The 16,027-nt window shown below is 69.5% G+C and carries 14 protein-coding genes; 13 read left to right on the forward strand and 1 reads right to left on the reverse strand.

The annotated features are described in order from the left end of the window. Positions 1–168 precede the first annotated feature (168 nt). From C3488_RS35970 to aspA, 9 genes are all read left to right on the forward strand, one after another. The gene (locus C3488_RS35970; protein ID WP_103845075.1) at positions 169–1,125 is read left to right on the forward strand and encodes an ABC transporter substrate-binding protein; all 957 of its coding nucleotides are present in this window, start codon (positions 169–171) and stop codon (positions 1,123–1,125) included. A 43-nt stretch (positions 1,126–1,168) separates the two neighbouring features. Continuing rightward, the gene (locus tag C3488_RS35975; RefSeq protein WP_103845085.1) at positions 1,169–2,086 is read left to right on the forward strand and encodes an amino acid ABC transporter permease; all 918 of its coding nucleotides are present in this window, start codon (positions 1,169–1,171) and stop codon (positions 2,084–2,086) included. After that, positions 2,083–2,850, forward strand: coding sequence for an amino acid ABC transporter ATP-binding protein (locus tag C3488_RS35980; RefSeq protein ID WP_103845076.1), 768 nt, complete (start codon positions 2,083–2,085; stop codon positions 2,848–2,850). The genes C3488_RS35975 and C3488_RS35980 overlap by 4 nt, the downstream gene beginning before the upstream one ends. A 254-nt stretch (positions 2,851–3,104) precedes the next feature. Next, positions 3,105–4,058, forward strand: coding sequence for a succinylglutamate desuccinylase/aspartoacylase family protein (locus tag C3488_RS35990; protein WP_103845078.1), 954 nt, complete (start codon positions 3,105–3,107; stop codon positions 4,056–4,058). Continuing rightward, positions 4,055–5,515, forward strand: coding sequence for an aldehyde dehydrogenase (locus tag C3488_RS35995; protein ID WP_103845079.1), 1,461 nt, complete (start codon positions 4,055–4,057; stop codon positions 5,513–5,515). The genes C3488_RS35990 and C3488_RS35995 overlap by 4 nt, the downstream gene beginning before the upstream one ends. Further along, a complete protein-coding gene (locus C3488_RS36000; RefSeq protein ID WP_103845080.1) occupies positions 5,512–6,450 on the forward strand; it encodes an aldo/keto reductase in 939 nt (312 codons plus the stop codon). The genes C3488_RS35995 and C3488_RS36000 overlap by 4 nt, the downstream gene beginning before the upstream one ends. Positions 6,451–6,496: 46 nt before the next feature. Next, on the forward strand, positions 6,497–7,162 hold the full coding sequence (locus C3488_RS36005) for a haloacid dehalogenase type II (RefSeq protein WP_031484183.1): 666 nt from the start codon (positions 6,497–6,499) through the stop codon (positions 7,160–7,162). Positions 7,163–7,211: 49 nt separating this feature from the next. Then, positions 7,212–8,495, forward strand: a complete 1,284-nt coding sequence (locus C3488_RS36010) for an FAD-binding oxidoreductase (RefSeq protein WP_103845081.1) — start codon at positions 7,212–7,214, stop codon at positions 8,493–8,495. 227 nt (positions 8,496–8,722) lie between these two features. Continuing rightward, positions 8,723–10,195, forward strand: coding sequence for an aspartate ammonia-lyase (gene aspA, locus C3488_RS36015; protein WP_258053859.1), 1,473 nt, complete (start codon positions 8,723–8,725; stop codon positions 10,193–10,195). A gap of 120 nt (positions 10,196–10,315) precedes the next feature. Here aspA and C3488_RS36020 read toward each other — a convergent pair whose 3' ends face one another. Beyond that, positions 10,316–11,404 carry an AraC family transcriptional regulator gene (locus tag C3488_RS36020; protein ID WP_103845082.1) on the reverse strand — a complete coding sequence of 363 codons (1,089 nt, stop codon included), beginning with the start codon at positions 11,402–11,404 and terminating at the stop codon, positions 10,316–10,318. A 208-nt stretch (positions 11,405–11,612) separates the two neighbouring features. On the opposite strand from C3488_RS36020, the gene C3488_RS36025 reads away from it, so the two are divergent. The 4 genes from C3488_RS36025 to C3488_RS36040 all read left to right on the forward strand — a co-directional run. After that, the gene (locus C3488_RS36025) at positions 11,613–12,815 is read left to right on the forward strand and encodes an MFS transporter (protein ID WP_103845083.1); all 1,203 of its coding nucleotides are present in this window, start codon (positions 11,613–11,615) and stop codon (positions 12,813–12,815) included. A gap of 180 nt (positions 12,816–12,995) precedes the next feature. Further along, a complete protein-coding gene (locus tag C3488_RS36030; protein WP_181139333.1) occupies positions 12,996–14,342 on the forward strand; it encodes an NAD(P)/FAD-dependent oxidoreductase in 1,347 nt (448 codons plus the stop codon). Continuing rightward, the gene (locus C3488_RS36035) at positions 14,339–15,214 is read left to right on the forward strand and encodes an SDR family NAD(P)-dependent oxidoreductase (protein WP_103845084.1); all 876 of its coding nucleotides are present in this window, start codon (positions 14,339–14,341) and stop codon (positions 15,212–15,214) included. The genes C3488_RS36030 and C3488_RS36035 overlap by 4 nt, the downstream gene beginning before the upstream one ends. Next, on the forward strand, positions 15,214–16,027 hold an 814-nt coding region (locus tag C3488_RS36040; protein ID WP_258053858.1), incomplete at its 3' end, for an aldehyde dehydrogenase family protein. The genes C3488_RS36035 and C3488_RS36040, both read left to right, overlap by 1 nt.

Consider the following 16,027-nt stretch of genomic DNA (forward strand, 5'->3'; position numbering starts at 1 on the left):
AACATGAACGGGCTGTCCGTCCGCCCCGGCACCCACCTCGCCGCCATCGCCATCCCGCACCACTGACGGGCCTCAGGCCCGCCCACTGAACCGCCCCCCATCCCACTGAGCTGGTCCCCGATCTGAGCGGCTCCCAGCGCGCTTTCCCCCTTGAGTAAGGAGCAACCCATGCGAGTCAGCAGAAACTTGAGCGTCACGATCGTCACGGCGGCCCTGGCCCTCGCGCTCGCCGCGTGCGGGTCGAGTGGCACCGCGCAGAACGTGGGGTCGAAGAGCACGGCGCAGGGCGGGGGATCCGGCTCGTCGGCCGAGCACACCGACGACATCTCGGTGGGTGTGAAGCCGGATGCGAAGGCGGTGAAGCTGCTGCCCGCGGCGGTGAAGGCCAAGGGCACGCTCTCGGTGCCCATGGACCTGACCAGCCCGCCCACCACGTTCATGGCGTCGGACAACAAGACCCCGATCGGTTTCAACCCGGACATGGCCCGGCTGATCGCCGCGAAGCTCGGCCTGAAGCTGCAGATCAACAACGTCAAGTTCGACACCATCATCACCGGACTGCAGGCCGACCGGTACGACTTCACGGCGTCCACCATGGGTGCCACCAAGGACCGGCTCAAGGTGCTCGACATGGTCGACTACTTCAAGGCCGGGACCGGAGTGTCCGTCCCCTACGGGAACCCGCAGAAGCTGGGCACCCACTCGCTGTGCGGGCACCGCGTCGGTGTCCAGTCCGGCAGCACCGCGGAGCTGCAGTGGCTGCCGCAGCTGTCCAAGGAGGACTGTACGAGCAAGGGCAAGCCGGCCATCCAGGCGGTGGTCCTGCCCAGCCTGAACGACGCTCTGACCCAGCTGGTCTCCAAGCGGATCGACGCGGTGATGCACGACTTCACCGGGCTGCAGTGGGCGGCCACGCAGCAGCCCAAGACGTTCGACGTCCTCAAGCCCCTGGTGGCCACCAAGACCGTGACCGTCGCGCTGAAGAAGAACTCGCCGCTGACCCCCGCGGTGCAGGCCGCCATCCAGTCGATCATCGACAGTCCCAAGTACGCCGAGGCGCTCGGCCGCTGGGGTTTCCAGGACCTCGGGATCAAGACCGCGGCCATGGCCGTCCCGCAGGACTGACATGAAGACGGATGTGATCGAGACGACGATCAGGAGCCGACCCGTGTCACAACTACTGGCCGAGGAAAAGAAGCGGATCACGCCGAAGCGTCCGCGCGACTACGTCGCCTGGGCCATCGCGATCGCGATCGTCACCGGTCTGGTCTGGACCGCGGTGACGAACGAGAACTACCGCTGGCCGGTGGTCTTCAGCTACTTCACCACCCAGACGATCCTCAACGGCCTGCTGATCACCCTCGTTCTCACCGTGGTCAGCATGGCGCTGTCCACAGTGCTCGGGCTGGTGCTGGCCGTGATGCGCATGTCGCACCAGCGGCCCATCTCCGGGCTGGCCCAGCTCTACATCACGTTCTTCCGCGGTACCCCGGTGCTCGTGCAGTTGATCTTCTGGTTCAACATCGCGGCGCTCTACCCGCACCTCTCGATCGGTATCCCGTTCACCCATATCTCTGCGCCGGTGAACGTGAACGCGATCATGACCCCGATGACCGCGGCCATCGTGGGGCTGACGCTGAACCAGGCCGCGTACATGTCCGAGATCATCCGCGGCGGGTTCGCATCGGTTCCTCGCGGACAGCACGAGGCCGCGGAGTCCCTGGGCATGCGGGGGTTCACGAAGCTCCGCCGTGTGATCATCCCGCAGACCATGCCGACGATCGTTCCGGCCACCGGCAACCAGGTGATCGGGATGCTGAAGGAGACGTCGCTGGTGAGCGTGCTCGGCGTCGCCGACCTGCTGCAGAGCGCACAGGCGATCTACGCCCGCACCTACCAGACGATTCCGCTGCTGATCGTGGCCAGCCTCTGGTACCTGATCATGACGCTGGTGCTGAGCGTGCCGCAGTCCATGATCGAGCGCCGTTTCTCCCGCTCGACCCGAACGCGGCTGACCCCGGCGGCCACCTCGGCCGAGCCGGGGGCGGGCCAGCCCGTTGCCACCATGAGGGAGTCCCTGCTGTGAACGCCGACGGAACGATCGTCGCACGCAAGCTGTGCAAGAGCTACGGCCGTCACCAGGTCCTGCACGACATCGACCTGACCGTGGCGGCAGGCGAGATCTCGTGCATCATCGGGCCCAGCGGATCCGGGAAATCGACCCTGCTGCGGTGCGTCAACGGCCTGGAGACCGTCGACCGCGGGGTGCTGAAGGTCAACGGGGAGGACTTCGGCTACGTCGAGAAGGACCACGCCTACCACGCCGTCCGCCCGAAGCGGCTGGCCGAGCAGCGCACCCGCATCGGCATGGTGTTCCAGCAGTTCAACCTGTTCCCCAACATGACCGCCGAAAGCAACGTCATGTCCGGACCGGTACTGGTGAAGAAGAAGAACCGCGAGGCCAGCCGGGAGCAGGCGCGAGAACTGCTGGCCAAGGTGGGCCTGGAGGGGTGCGGGCACAAGTACCCCGCCCAGCTCTCCGGCGGCCAGCAGCAACGCGTGGCCATCGCCCGCGCGCTCGCGATGGAACCCACCATCATGCTGTTCGACGAACCCACCAGCGCGCTGGATCCGGAACGTGTGGGCGAAGTACTCGCCGTCATGCGCGACCTCGCCGGCAACGGCATGACCATGCTGGTCGTCACCCACGAGATGGCCTTCGCCCGCGAGGTCGCCGACGAAGTGCTGTTCATGGACGGCGGCATCGCCGTCGAACGCGGCGACGCCCGCGAAGTCCTGGGCAACCCGCGTGAGAAGCGAACCCAGGCATTCCTCGAAAGGGTGCTGTAGCAGCGGCACGGACCGACAACCCGAACTGGCCGACTGGCTGAAGAACTCCAAGCTCACCTCGCAGTGACTGGGAGCCTTGGAACCGAGTGGATCGGCGAGAACAAGACGCTGGTCAAGCTCGTGACCTCGCTGCTGATGCAGATCGCGCCCCCGCTGATCAGCGACCCGCCGTCCTCGACCGTATCGCCGCGATCATCGCGGGCATCCTCGCCGAGGCATCGGCCCCATCTGATCCACATTTTGGGAAGGAAGACATGTACTCCATCGGTCCGCTGACCGTCGCCCCGGGCGAGCGCGCCCAGGGCCTGATCCCGGTCGGCACCAGCAGCTACGGCGTGGACCTCGGCATTCCGCTGATCGTCGTCAACGGCGCCCAGGACGGCCCGGTCCTGTGTGTGGACGCGGGCGTGCACGGCGACGAGTACGACGGTCAGGAGGCCATCCGGCGCGTTCTCGCCGAGATCGACCCGGGCACCCTGCGGGGCACCGTCGTCGGCATCCCCTGCATGAACACCCCGGCGTTCGAGGCGGCCGCCCGCGCGAGCGGCATCGACCACCTCAACCTCAACCGCATCTTCCCGGGTGACGCGGAGGGATCGTACTCGCAGCGCCTGGCCGCCACCTTCGTCGAGCAGGTGGTCCCCGCCGTCGACGCCGTGGTCGACCTGCACACCGGCGGCGCCTACGGAGAGATCGCGCCGCTGGTCATCCTCCAGGGCGGCTACGAGGACCTGGCGACGGACCTGGCCCTGGCCGCCGGGCACGAGCTGGTCTGGAAGGGCGGCAAGTGGGGCGGCACGGTCCGCCATCCCGTTCTCGCGGCCGGCAAGCCCGCCATCACCATCGAGTGCGGTGGTGCCACGTACCGCGAGACCAACGTCGAGCACCACATGAACTCGATCCGCAACATCCTGCGCAGCCTCGGCATGATCGACGGCGAGGCCGAGCTGCGGGACACCTACACGGCCGTGTCCGGCACCTTCGCCCGCTCCGCCGCCGGCGGCTTCTTCGTCGCCCGCGCCGAGCCGGGGGAGACCTGCAAGGAAGGCGATCTGATCGCCACCATAACCGACCACTACGGCAACACGCTGGAAGAGGTCACCGCCCCGCAGGACGGCATCGTGCTCTGGGTGCGCCGGATCCGCACGGTCCGTCCGGGCGACGAGGTCGTCATCTTCGGCGAGGTGCTGGGGGAGATCCGGCCATGAGTGGCGAACTGCAGCTGACCGAACTGCTCATCGACGGCAAGCAGGTCCCCGCCGCCGACGGTCGCTCCTTCACCGTCCTCGACCCGTCCGACGGGACGGCCCTCGCCCAGGTGGCGCTGGCCGGTCCGGCCGACGTGGACCAGGCGGTGGCCGCAGCCCGCGCGGCGTTCACGGCACCCGAGTGGGCCCGGATGCGGGCCGCCGACCGGGGCCGGATCCTGTACCGGATCGCCGAGGCCATCCGCTACCAGGGCGAACGGCTGGCCCACCTGGAGAGCCAGGACGTGGGCAAGCCGCTCGGCCAGGCGAAGGCCGATGTCGAGGCCGCCGCCCGCTACTTCGAGTTCTACGCGGGCGTCGCGGACAAGCTCGGCGGCACGACGATCCCGCTCGGCCCCGGCCTGATCGACTACACCGTCCGCGAGCCGATCGGCGTCTCCGGTCAGATCATCCCGTTCAACTACCCGCTCCAGAACACCGCTCGGGGCTCCGCCCCGGCACTGGCGGCAGGCTGCACGGTGGTGCTCAAGCCGTCGCCCGAGGCGCCGCTCACGCCGCTGGAGATCGGCAGGATCGCCTTGGAGTGCGGTCTCCCGCCGGGCGTGCTGAACGTCGTCCCCGGCGACGGCGAGACCGGCGCGGCCCTCGCCGGCCACCCGGACATCGACCAGGTCACCTTCACCGGCTCGGTGCCCACCGGCATCAAGGTCGCCCAGGCCGCCGCCGCCAACGTGGTCCCGTCCGTCACCGAGCTGGGCGGCAAGTCGCCGTTCATCGTCTTCGCCGACGCCGACTACGACCTGGCACTGAAGGCGATCATGGGCGCCTCGTTCAGCAACGCCGGACAGATGTGCTCGGCCGGTACCCGGCTGCTCCTGCAGCGCGGCGCCGAGGAGTTCCTCGACCGGCTCGTCGAGAAGGTCGCCGCCCTGCGCGTCGGCCCCGGCCTCACCGACCCGGACATCGGTCCGCTCGTCGCCGCCCGGCAGCGCGACCGGGTGCTCGGCTACGTGGACCTGGCACGGCAGGAGGGTGCGACGGTCCGCGTCGGCGGGGGCGCCCCGTCCGACCCCGAGCTGGCGGACGGCTACTTCGTCGAGCCGACGGTCCTCACCGGCCTCACCAACCAGGCCCGTTGCGCCCGGGAGGAGATCTTCGGCCCCGTCGTCACGGTCATCGAGTTCGACGACGCCGAAGAGGCCCTCCAGATCGCCAACGACAGCCCCTACGGCCTGTCCTCCTACGTCTGGACCCGCGACATCGACAAGGCGATGCGCCTGGCCGAGGGCATCCGGGCAGGTCAGGTCTCCGTCAACGCCACCGGCGTCGGCACCGGGGTCGAGCTGCCCTTCGGCGGCTACAAGCACAGCGGCTGGGGCCGGGAGAAGGGCTTGGAGGCCCTGGCGAGCTACACACAGACCAAGAACGTCTGCATCGGGTTCGGGAGCCGGTCATGAGGTACCGCACCCTGGGCCGACGCGGACCGACCGTCTCCGTCGTCGGTGTCGGAGGCAACAACTTCGGCTCCCGCCTCGACGAGGAGGGCACGAAGGCGGTCGTCCACGCGGCCCTCGACGCCGGGATCACCCTGTTCGACACCGCCGACATGTACGGCGGGTCCGGCGAACGGGGGGGCTCGCGCGGCGACGGCGAACGGCTCCTGGGTGCGGCCTTGAAGGGTCGCCGGGACGATGTCGTCCTGGCCACCAAGTTCGGTATGGAGATGGGGCGCGAGGCCGACCTGTACGGCCGGCGGGGAGCCCGCCCCTACATCCGGTACGCGGTCGAGGCGTCGCTGCGCCGGCTCGGCACCGACCGGATCGACCTGTACCAGTACCACGAGCCGGACGGCGTCACCCCGCTCGACGAGACGGTCGCCGCCCTGCTGGAGCTGGTCGACGAGGGCAAGGTCGGGTACATCGGCTGCTCGAACCTCCCGGCCGAGCACCTCACCGGCGCCTTCGTGTCCACCCAGGCCCGCTACCACCTGCTCGACCGCAGCGTGGAGAACGACCTGATCCCCGCCTGCCTGCGCCACGGCGTCGGTCTCCTCCCGTACTACCCGCTGGCCAACGGCCTGCTCAGCGGCAAGTACCGCCGCGGCGAGGCTCCCCCGCCCGGCAGCCGCCTGTCCTGGCGGCAGGGCTGGCTCACCGACGCGGCCCTCGACAGGGTCGAGGCGCTCACCGAGTACGGCGCCGAGCGCGGCCTGACCCTCCTCCAGGTCGCGGTCGGCGCACTGGCGGCCCTGCCCGCCGTCGGCTCCGTCATCTGCGGCGCCATGACCCCCGAACAGGTCACCGCCAACGCGGCGGCGGCCGACTGGATCCCCGACGCGGCCGACCTGGCCGCACTGGACGCGATCGTCGCCCCCGGCGAACGCGTCGTCTGAAGCCCCCCGCTCACTCTGAAAACCCGCGAGACAGAGGCTGAACACCATGCGAGAGATCGTCACCTTCGACGCCTATGCAACCCTGATCAACTTCGAGCTCGGCCCCACGACCCTGAAGGTCCTCGAGGACCGGCTCGACCTGGACAACCTGGATGTCGACGAGTTCCTCGACGACTTCCGCGTCATGCGCTTCCAGGCCGTCCTGGAGGCCTACCGCCCCTACCATGAGGTCCTGCACTCCAGCCTGCGCAACGCCATGCGCCTGCACGGCCTGGAGTACCGCGAGACCGACGGCGAGGCCCTCGTGGACGCCGTCCCCACCTTCGGCCCCTGGCCGGAGGTCCCGGAGGCCCTGCGGAAGCTGAAGACCAAGTACGAGATCGCCATCATCTCCAACTCCGACGACAACCTGATCGCGCGGAACGTCGAGAACATCGGCGTCGAGTTCGACTACGTCATCACCGCCCAGCAGGCCGGTGCCTACAAGCCGGACCGCCAGACCTTCAAGCACGCCTTCCGGACCATGGGTGTCGAGTCGTCGCAGGTCATCCACGTCGCCCAGGGCTGGGAGTACGACCACATCCCGACCCGCGACCTGGGCCTGAAGCGCCGGGTGTGGATCAACCGCTACGGCCGCAAGGGCAGCGCCGACTACCAGCCGTACGACGAGCTGCCCGACCTGTCGGGCCTGCCGAAGCTGCTCGGCTGCTGACCAACGGCGCAACTGGCGAAACAGACCGAGAACACAGAGGACGCACGCCATGAAGCAGATCCCCTACTGGATGGACACAGCCCCCGCCCTGCCCGACCGTTCCGGGAAGGACCTGCCCGACGAGGCGGATGTGGTGGTGATCGGCGGCGGCCTCACCGGCCTGTCCACCGCTTACCACGCCGCCCGTAAGGGTGCCCGGGTCGTCCTGGTCGAGAAGGACCAGGTCGGTTCGGGCGCCTCCGGGCGCAACGGCAGCCACTGCAACCCCGGCATCACCATCAGCCCGGCCCAGGCCCGCCAGCGCTACGGGCAGGAACGTGCTCGCGAGCTCTACGACGCGTTCCGCGTCGCAGTGGACCTCGTCGAGGAGATTGCGGTCAAGGAGAACATCGACTGCGACTTCCACCGTGCCGGGCGCCTCGGCTTGGCCTGCAAGCCCAAGCACCTCGAGGGCATGCACGCCAAGCAGCGCGACCTGGCCGAGAACTTCGGCCACGAGACGGTCGTCCTGAGCAAGAGCGAGCTGCGCGCCGAGCTGGGCTCGGACCACTACCACGGCGCCCTGCTCGACCCGCTCGGCGCAGCCCTGCACGTGGGCAAGTTCGTCGTCGGCCTGGCGGACGCCGCCGAGCGTGCCGGTGCCGAGATCCACGAGCGCAACGCCGCCACCGGCCTCACCCGCCTCCCTGGCGGCGGCTTCGTGGTGGAGACCCTGCACGGCACCATCCGTGCCAAGCAGGTCATGGCGGCGACGGATGCCTACACCGACAATTCGATGCCGTGGTTCCGCAAGCGGCTGATCAACGTCGGCAGCTTCATCATCGTCACCGAGCCGCTGGGGGAGGCGCGCGCCAAGGAGCTCATCCCCAACGGCCGCCTGCTGGTCGCCCACAAGAATGTCGGCAACTACATCCGTCTCACGCCGGACAACCGCCTCGCCTTCGGCGGCCGGGCCCGATTCGCCCCTTCCAATCCGGCGTCCGACGTCAAGAGCGGCGACATCCTCAAGCGGGAGATGACGGAGATCTTCCCGCAGCTGGCGGGGGTGCGGATCGACTACGTCTGGGGCGGCATGGTCGGCTTCTCCTGGGACCGCATCCCGCACGCGGGTGACGTCAACGGCCTGTACTACTCCATGGGCTACTGCGGTCACGGCGTGCAGATGGCCACGTACATGGGCCGCGCGGTCGCCGAGATGATGGACGGCAAGCCCGAGGCCAACCCGATGCGCGGCTTCGGCTTCCCGAAGGTGCCCGTCCCCTTCTACAACGGCACACCCTGGTTCCTGCCGTTCGGCGGCGCGTACTACAAGGCGAAGGACAAGCTGCTCTGAGCCGACGCCGACGGCGGTGACACTGCGGGGACTTTCCGGGAAGCGGTCGTGGGAAGTCCCCGCGGTTCCTCACCGCCTCTCTCCCCGGTGGGCGCCCGCCGGGGAGACTGACGGCCGCCGGCTGCGGTGTGGTCCTTGGTCTCCACATCCCTCCGCACGATCTCGCTCCTTGCCGCGCCCTACGTACCCCACGCATGAACCTGCTCCGAGAGAAGGCCCGCACCGCCATGACCGCCAGAGGCACCCGCAGCGAGCACGACTTGATCGGCGACCGCGACCTGCCCGCCGAGGCGTACTGGGGCATCCACACCCTGCGCGCCACGGAGAACTTCCCCATCACCGGGACGCCGATCTCCGCCTACCCGTACCTGATCGACGCCCTGGCCGCCGTCAAGGAGGCGGCCGCCCTCGCGAACCGGGAACTGGGCCTGCTGCAACCGAGGAAGGCGGCCGCCATCGTCGCGGCCTGCCGGGAGATTCGCGCCGGGATGCTGCACGACCAGTTCGTCGTCGACGTGATCCAGGGCGGTGCCGGCACCTCGACCAACATGAACGCCAACGAGGTGATCGCCAACCGGGCGCTGGAGCTGCTGGGTCACCGGAAGGGTGAGTACCGGTACCTGCATCCCAACGAGGACGTCAACCTCGGCCAGTCGACCAACGACGTCTATCCGACGGCCGTCAAGATCGCGACGGTGTGGGCGGTGCACGGTCTGCTCAGGGCCATGTCCGTGCTCCAGGACGCCTTCGCCGCCAAGGCGGTCGAGTTCCGCGACATCCTCAAAATGGGCCGCACTCAGCTGCAGGACGCGGTGCCGATGACGCTCGGGCAGGAGTTCTCCGCATACGCGGTCATGATCGAGGAGGATCGCGGCCGACTCGCCGAGGCGGTGGAGCTGATCCTGGAGATCAACCTCGGTGCCACGGCGATCGGCACGGGGCTCAACGCCCCCGTCGGGTACGCCGAATCGGCCCGCCGCCACCTCGCCGAGATCACCGGGCTGCCGCTGGTCACCGCCGCCAACCTGGTCGAGGCCACCCAGGACTGTGGCGCGTTCGTCCAGGTGTCCGGCGTGCTCAAGAGGATCGCCGTCAAGCTGTCCAAGAGCTGCAACGACCTGCGCCTGCTGTCTTCCGGGCCGCGTGCGGGCCTGAACGAGATCAACCTGCCGCCGGTGCAGGCCGGTTCGTCGATCATGCCGGGCAAGGTGAACCCGGTGATCCCGGAGGTGGTCAACCAGGTCGCCTTCGAGGTGATCGGCAACGACGTCACCATCACGATGGCCGCCGAGGCCGGTCAGCTCCAGCTCAACGCCTTCGAGCCGGTCATCCTGCACTCCCTCTCCGAGAGCATCACGCACCTGGAGCGCGCCTGCCTCACCCTCGCCGAGCGCTGCGTCTGCGGCATCACCGCCAACACCGAGGCTCTGCGCGCGAGCGTGGAGAACTCCATCGGCCTGATCACCGCCCTCAACCCGCACATCGGGTACGCGGCCGCCACCGAGATCGCCAAGGAGGCCCTCGCCACTGGCTGCGGAGTCGCGGAACTCGTCCTGGAACGAGGACTGTTGCCCGCCGAGACGCTCGCCGACCTGCTGCGGCCCGAGGTCGTGGCCGGAAGGAGCCAGGTGCTGGCCCGACGGGCCTGCGATACCGGGGGCGGCCCGGAACGTCGCGTCCCGTCCGTTGCCCGCGAGTGAGTCCGGGGGGCTCGACGATGTACGGCTCCACGGCTCGGGCGTGCGCGGCGGCGACCTGCAAGAAGACCGCTACGGCCTCGGGGCAGGTCTGCGCCGCCGGCACGGCGTTCGACGACAGCGTCACATGTGTCGCCGGCCGGTGGCCGCCTCCCGGTCCAGCAGTCCGGTGCGCAACTCGAGCGGGGTCACTCCGTGCCACCGGCGCACCGCCCGCCGCAGTGCGCTCACGTCGGCGAAGCCCGCCTGGCGTGTGATGTCACGAAGCGTCAGTTCCGGGCGGCGCAGCAGTTGTTCGACCTGCTCCCGGCGTACCCCGTCGACGATCGCCTCGTAGGTCGTGCCGCACTCGGCCAGGCGACGGCGAAGAGTACGTTCGCTGGACGCGTGCCTGCGGGCCTGCTCGAGAAAAGAGGGGACGGCCGGAAGGCTCTGCGCGATGGAGATCTCCAGCACCTCGAGAAGGTCCTGCTGGTCGCGCCGTGACGCCATCTCCTTCTCCAGCACGTCGAGCACCGAGGCGTAGGTGATGGGGTCCCGCCCCGGCATGGCCGCACGGGCCCACCGAGCGGGGATCACCATGCGGTTGCCGGGGGCGTCGAAGCGCAGTCGGCAGCGGAACAGTTCGTCGAACGGGCGCGTGTCGCGCGGAGCGGGGAAGGCGAACTCGACCACCTGCGGGGCGAATGCGGCGCCCACGCTCAGCCGGGTGAGTGTGGCGACGCTGGAGTACGCCTCCTCGATCAGGAAGACGGCGACCGTCGGATCCAGTGCGGGGTCGGGCAGATCGGCGCGCAACACGTAACCGGCGTCCTCCCAGCGGGCCGACCACACCGTCATCGCCCCGGAAAGGTTCTGATAGCGCACGCCGGCCTCGATGGCGTCCTGGAGAGTGTCGGCAGCCATCATGGCCAACCCGATCAGCCCCCACGCGGTCAGGTGCTGCGCCGCGCCCACACGCAGCCCCAGGTGCTCGTCCCCGGTCCGCTCCACCGCCTGGCGGATGACGTCGCTGCCCTGCCGGTAGGAGACCCGCAGGGCGGCGGAGCCCATCACCGTCGGATCCAGCCCGACCCGGGTCAGCAGCGGCTGCAGGTCGACGCCGGACTCGCCGGCGACCCGGGCGAGGTAGCGGAGGATGTTCGGCGCGATGGTGGCCGAGGTGCTGCGGCTCGTTCCAGGAGAAGTGACCGGGGCGGGAGCATCGGGCATCGCGTTCCCTCTCACCAGGGCGTATCTCGCTTCACTGTAAGCAGCCGGGCCTCGCCTGTCGCGGGCCTGGCCGCCGAAGCCCCTGTTTCGGCCTCCGGCGCGCTGCACCGGGCCTTTTCGTCCTCCTTACCTTTTGCGGAAACCCGCCCCCCAGCCGTACGTGGCGCAGGGGATACCGGCGCGAGCGCCCAAGAAACGAAGGCTCACCATGACTGCACCTCTTCAGACGCCGGCTCGGCGACGATCTGTGCGCCGGAGCCCGCTTGCGGCGGCCCGACGGGTCGTGGCGACGGTGTTCGCCGCCCAGGGAGCAGCGGTGGCCGCGGTGTCCACTACGGTGCCCGCAGTCAAGGAGCGTCTCGCGCTCTCTGCGCTGACGATGACCGTGCTCGTCGTGGCCGTCGCGCTGAGCGCGGGCGTCGGCAGCTTCGCCGGACTGGCCCTGATCCGACGTCTGGGTCTGGTCGCCGCCATGCGGGCCGCCGTCGTGGCGACCGCCGCGGCTCTGCTGCTGATCGGCTGGGCTCCCGACCGGGCCATGGCCGCGGTGGCCTACGGGCTGTCCGGCATGGCGCTCGGGTGCATCGACGTGTCGGCGAACACCCGGGCCGCGGCCGTCGAACGCCACTACGGCCGGAGCATCTTCGCGTCCTTCTACGCCGCCTGGAGCGCAGCAGGCGTCGCGGCCGCTCTCCTCACGGCGGGCACGGCTCGCCTCGGCTGGTCCGCCGAGTACACCCTGACCGCACAGGCCGGCCTCGTCCTGGCCCTCGCCCTGACCGTCCGCTCTCACGCGCTTCCCGCCGAATCGCCGTTCGCCGTGTCCGACCACGAGGAGTCCGTCGAGCTCGGCCGCGGACTGTGGTGGAGACTCGCCCCGTTCGGCCTTGTCCTCCTGGTCGCTTATGTCATCGACTCCACGGTCTCCTCGTGGTCCACGCTCTATCTCCGCCAGACCCTGGACACCGCCTTGTCCGTCGCGCCTCTGGCCTATGCGGCCTACCAGGTCGGCACCGTCACCGGGCGGGCCTGCGCCGACCACCTCGTACGCACGATCGGCCCCGTGGCCGTGGTCCGTTCCGCCACCCTGCTCACCGCCACGGCGCTGGCCGGATTGGCAGCCGCCCCCGCCTGGCCGTACGCGGTCCTGGCTGCCGCCTGCACCGGGCTGGGGGTCTCCGCACTCGTCCCCCTGTGCCTCGCCTCCGCCGGACGGCTGCGACCGGGGGCGGCCGAAGCGGTCCTGGCCCGTATGAACGTCTTCAACTACACAGGTGTGCTCGTCGGCGGGGCAGCCAGCGGAGTCGTCGGGTCCACCGGCCACTTCCGACTCGCCTACGCGATCCCCGCCGCACTGGCCCTCGCGATCCTGGCGACCGCACGATCCTTCAACCACAGGTTCCCGGCGTAGGCCGCGCAGCCGGAGCCGGAACCTCGGAGGCAGCGCGGTCGGTGCGTGGCGGCAAGCATCTGGCCGCCCAAGCCCCCTCTGTGACCGCACGGACCATTTCCCGCTGAACCGCAGATGCATAAGTTCCCATCAGCCCTTCAAAAATGTGGCCGCGAACGGCTGGAAAGAAGGATCTGGTTCATGGGAAATGTTCAGTACGACACGTGCGTGATCGGAGCAGGCCCCGCCGGGCTGGCGGTCGCCAGAGCCCTGACGGAGCGGAATCTGCCGTACACGCATCTCGAGCGGCACACAGGGCCCGGCGGTATCTGGGACATCGACAATCCCGGCAGCCCGATGTACGAGTCGGCCCATTTCATTTCCAGCAGGACACTCTCGGGCTTCGGAGGTTTTCCCATGCCCGACGAATTCGCCGACTATCCCCCGCACTGGCAGATCCTCTCGTACCTGAAATCGTTCGCCGACGCCTACGGGCTGACGGAGCGCATCCAGTTCGGCGTCGAGGTGGAAAACGTCGAGAAGAACGCCGACGGCACCTGGGTGGTCACCCGGACCGACGGAGAGCGAACCGTGCACAGCCACGTCGTGGTGTGCACGGGTTCCCAGTGGCACCCCAACATCCCGGAACTTCCCGGGAACTTCACCGGCGAGGTCCGCCACACGGTCGGCTACCGCAGCGCCGAGGAACTGCGCGGCAAGCGGGTCCTGGTCGTGGGAGCGGGGAACTCCGGCTGCGACATCGCCTGCGACGCGGCCCGCAGCGCCGACCATGCGGTGATCAGCATGCGCCGCGGCTACTGGTTCATCCCCAAGCACCTCTTCGGCCGGCCGGTGGACACCATCGCAAACGACGGTCCGCACATGCCGATGTGGCTGGCGCAGCGGGTCTTCGGCACTCTCCTGCGGATCCTCAACGGCGACCCGACCCGCCTGGGCCTGCAGAAACCGGACCACAAGCTGTTCGAGACCCACCCCGCGATCAACTCGATGCTGATCCACCACCTCCAGCACGGAGACATCACAGCCAAGCCGGGGATCGCGCGCACCGAGGGCAGGACGGTCCACTTCACGGACGGCACCCGGGACGACTTCGACCTGATCCTGCTGGCCACCGGTTACGTCCACAAGGTGCCGGTCGCGCAGAAGTACTTCGGCGACGAGCAGCACCCCGACCTGTACCTGTCGTCGTTCTCCCGCGAGCACCAGGGACTGTTCGGAGTCGGCTTCGTCGAGACCAACTCCGGCGCGTACCGGCTCTTCGACACCCAGGCCCAGCTGATCGCCGGGCACATCCACGACGTACGGCACCGGCTGCCGAACGCGGAGCGATTCGGGGGCATGATCCGTACCGACCGCCCGGACCTGTCCGGCGGCATCAAGTTCGTCGACTCGCCCCGGCACACCGGCTACGTCGACAGCGGGGCGCTCATGGAGCACCTCGCCAGGATCGCGGCCGAGATGGGCTGGCGCACCGAAGGCCGACCGCCGCGCGTGCGTCCCCTGCGGGACGTGGAGGCGGTGTCGTGAGCGGCTTCGACTTCCATGACAAGGTCATGCTGGTGACCGGCGGCGCCGGTGGGATCGGCAGCGCGATGTGCCGGCGCTTCGCCGCCGGGGGCGCCCGCTGCGTGGTCGTCGACATCGACGGGGCCCGTGCCAAGCAGGTCGCCGCGGAGCTTCCCGGCGCCGGACACACCGCCATCGGCTGCGACCTGGTGGACCGGGCCCAGGTGGAGCACCTCTTCGATCAGGTCGCCCACGTGTACGGCCGCCTCGACGTGCTCGTCAACAACGTCGGAATGACCAGCGCCGAACGCTTCGACGTGCGCAGCGTCGAGAGCATCGAGAAGGAGATCACCCTCAACCTGATCTCGCCACTGGTCGCCACCAGGATCGCGATCCCGCTGCTGCGGGCGTCCCTGGACGCCCGCGTGGTCACCACCGTCTCCCTCGGCGGGATCTTCCCCCTGGGCGAGACTCCGATCTACACGGCCTCGAAGTTCGGGCTGCGCGGGGCGATGCTCGCCATCGGCCTCGACCTGAGGAGCAAGGGCATCCTGGCCGGGTCGGTGCTGCCGTCGGCGACCGACACCCGCATGCTGCGCCAGGAAGCCGTGGACGGCGGGAACTCCATGCAGTTCCAGGACCCGCCGCAGCAGCCCGCCGACGTCGTGGCGGCGGTGGTGGCCCTGCTCGACAAGCCCCGCCTGGAGGCGTACCCCCGGACCGGTGAGTCCCGTCTGGTCCGGCTCGCGATGCTGGCGCCGAACCTGCTGCCGAAGCTGTTCCCGCTGTTCCGGCAGCGGGGCGAGCGCGGCATGGCCCGCTACCTCGAGGAGCTGCGCCGCCGGGGACTTGCCCGGCAGATCGACGGACGCTGGGAACTGGTGGAGGAGTAGTGACCGCTGTCGAGAGCCCCGCCGCGCTGAAGGTCGTCAACCCCGCCACCGGCGAGCTGATCACCACCGTGCCCGCCACGAGCGCGGAAGACGTTGCCAAGGCGGCTGAGCGGGCCGAGCAGGTCTTCGCATCCGGCGTGTGGTCGCGGCTGCCGGTCCGGGAACGCGCCGCGGTGCTGCTGCGGCTCGCCGACCTGATGGAACGCGACACCGGGATTCTGGCCCGGCTGGACAGCGAGGACGCGGGAAAGCCGATCACGGAGTGCCTCACCGGCGATGTGCCCGGCGCTGTCGAGTCGATCCGCTGGTTCGCCGAAGCGGCCGACAAAGTGTTCGGCAGGATCGCACCCGGAACCGGACACGGCGGCCTGGGCCTGATGACGCGGGAGCCGGTCGGCGTGGTGGCGGCGATCCTGCCCTGGAACTATCCGCTGGCCATGACCGCGTGGAAGGTCGGTCCCGCCCTCGCCGCGGGCAACTGCCTGCTGGTCAAGCCCGCCGAGGCGACCCCGCGTTCGGCCCTGCACCTGGCCGAACTCGCCGCCGAGGCCGGCCTCCCCGAGGGGGTCCTCACGGTCCTGACCGGCCACGGCTCCGTCACCGGCGCAGCCCTGGCCCGCAGCCCCGTCGTGGGTGCTCTTTCGTTCACCGGCTCCACCGGGACCGGGCGCCGCATCCTCAAGGACGCGGCTGAGAGCAACTTCAAACGCGTCTCGCTGGAGATGGGCGGCAAGAGCCCGCAGGTGCTGATGGCCGACGCGCTCGCCTACGGCGACGAGCTCATCGACCACATGATCGAGGCCGCATTCCTGA

It is taken from the genome of Streptomyces sp. Ru72, assembly GCF_002920635.1.
Lineage (GTDB): Bacteria > Actinomycetota > Actinomycetes > Streptomycetales > Streptomycetaceae > Streptomyces.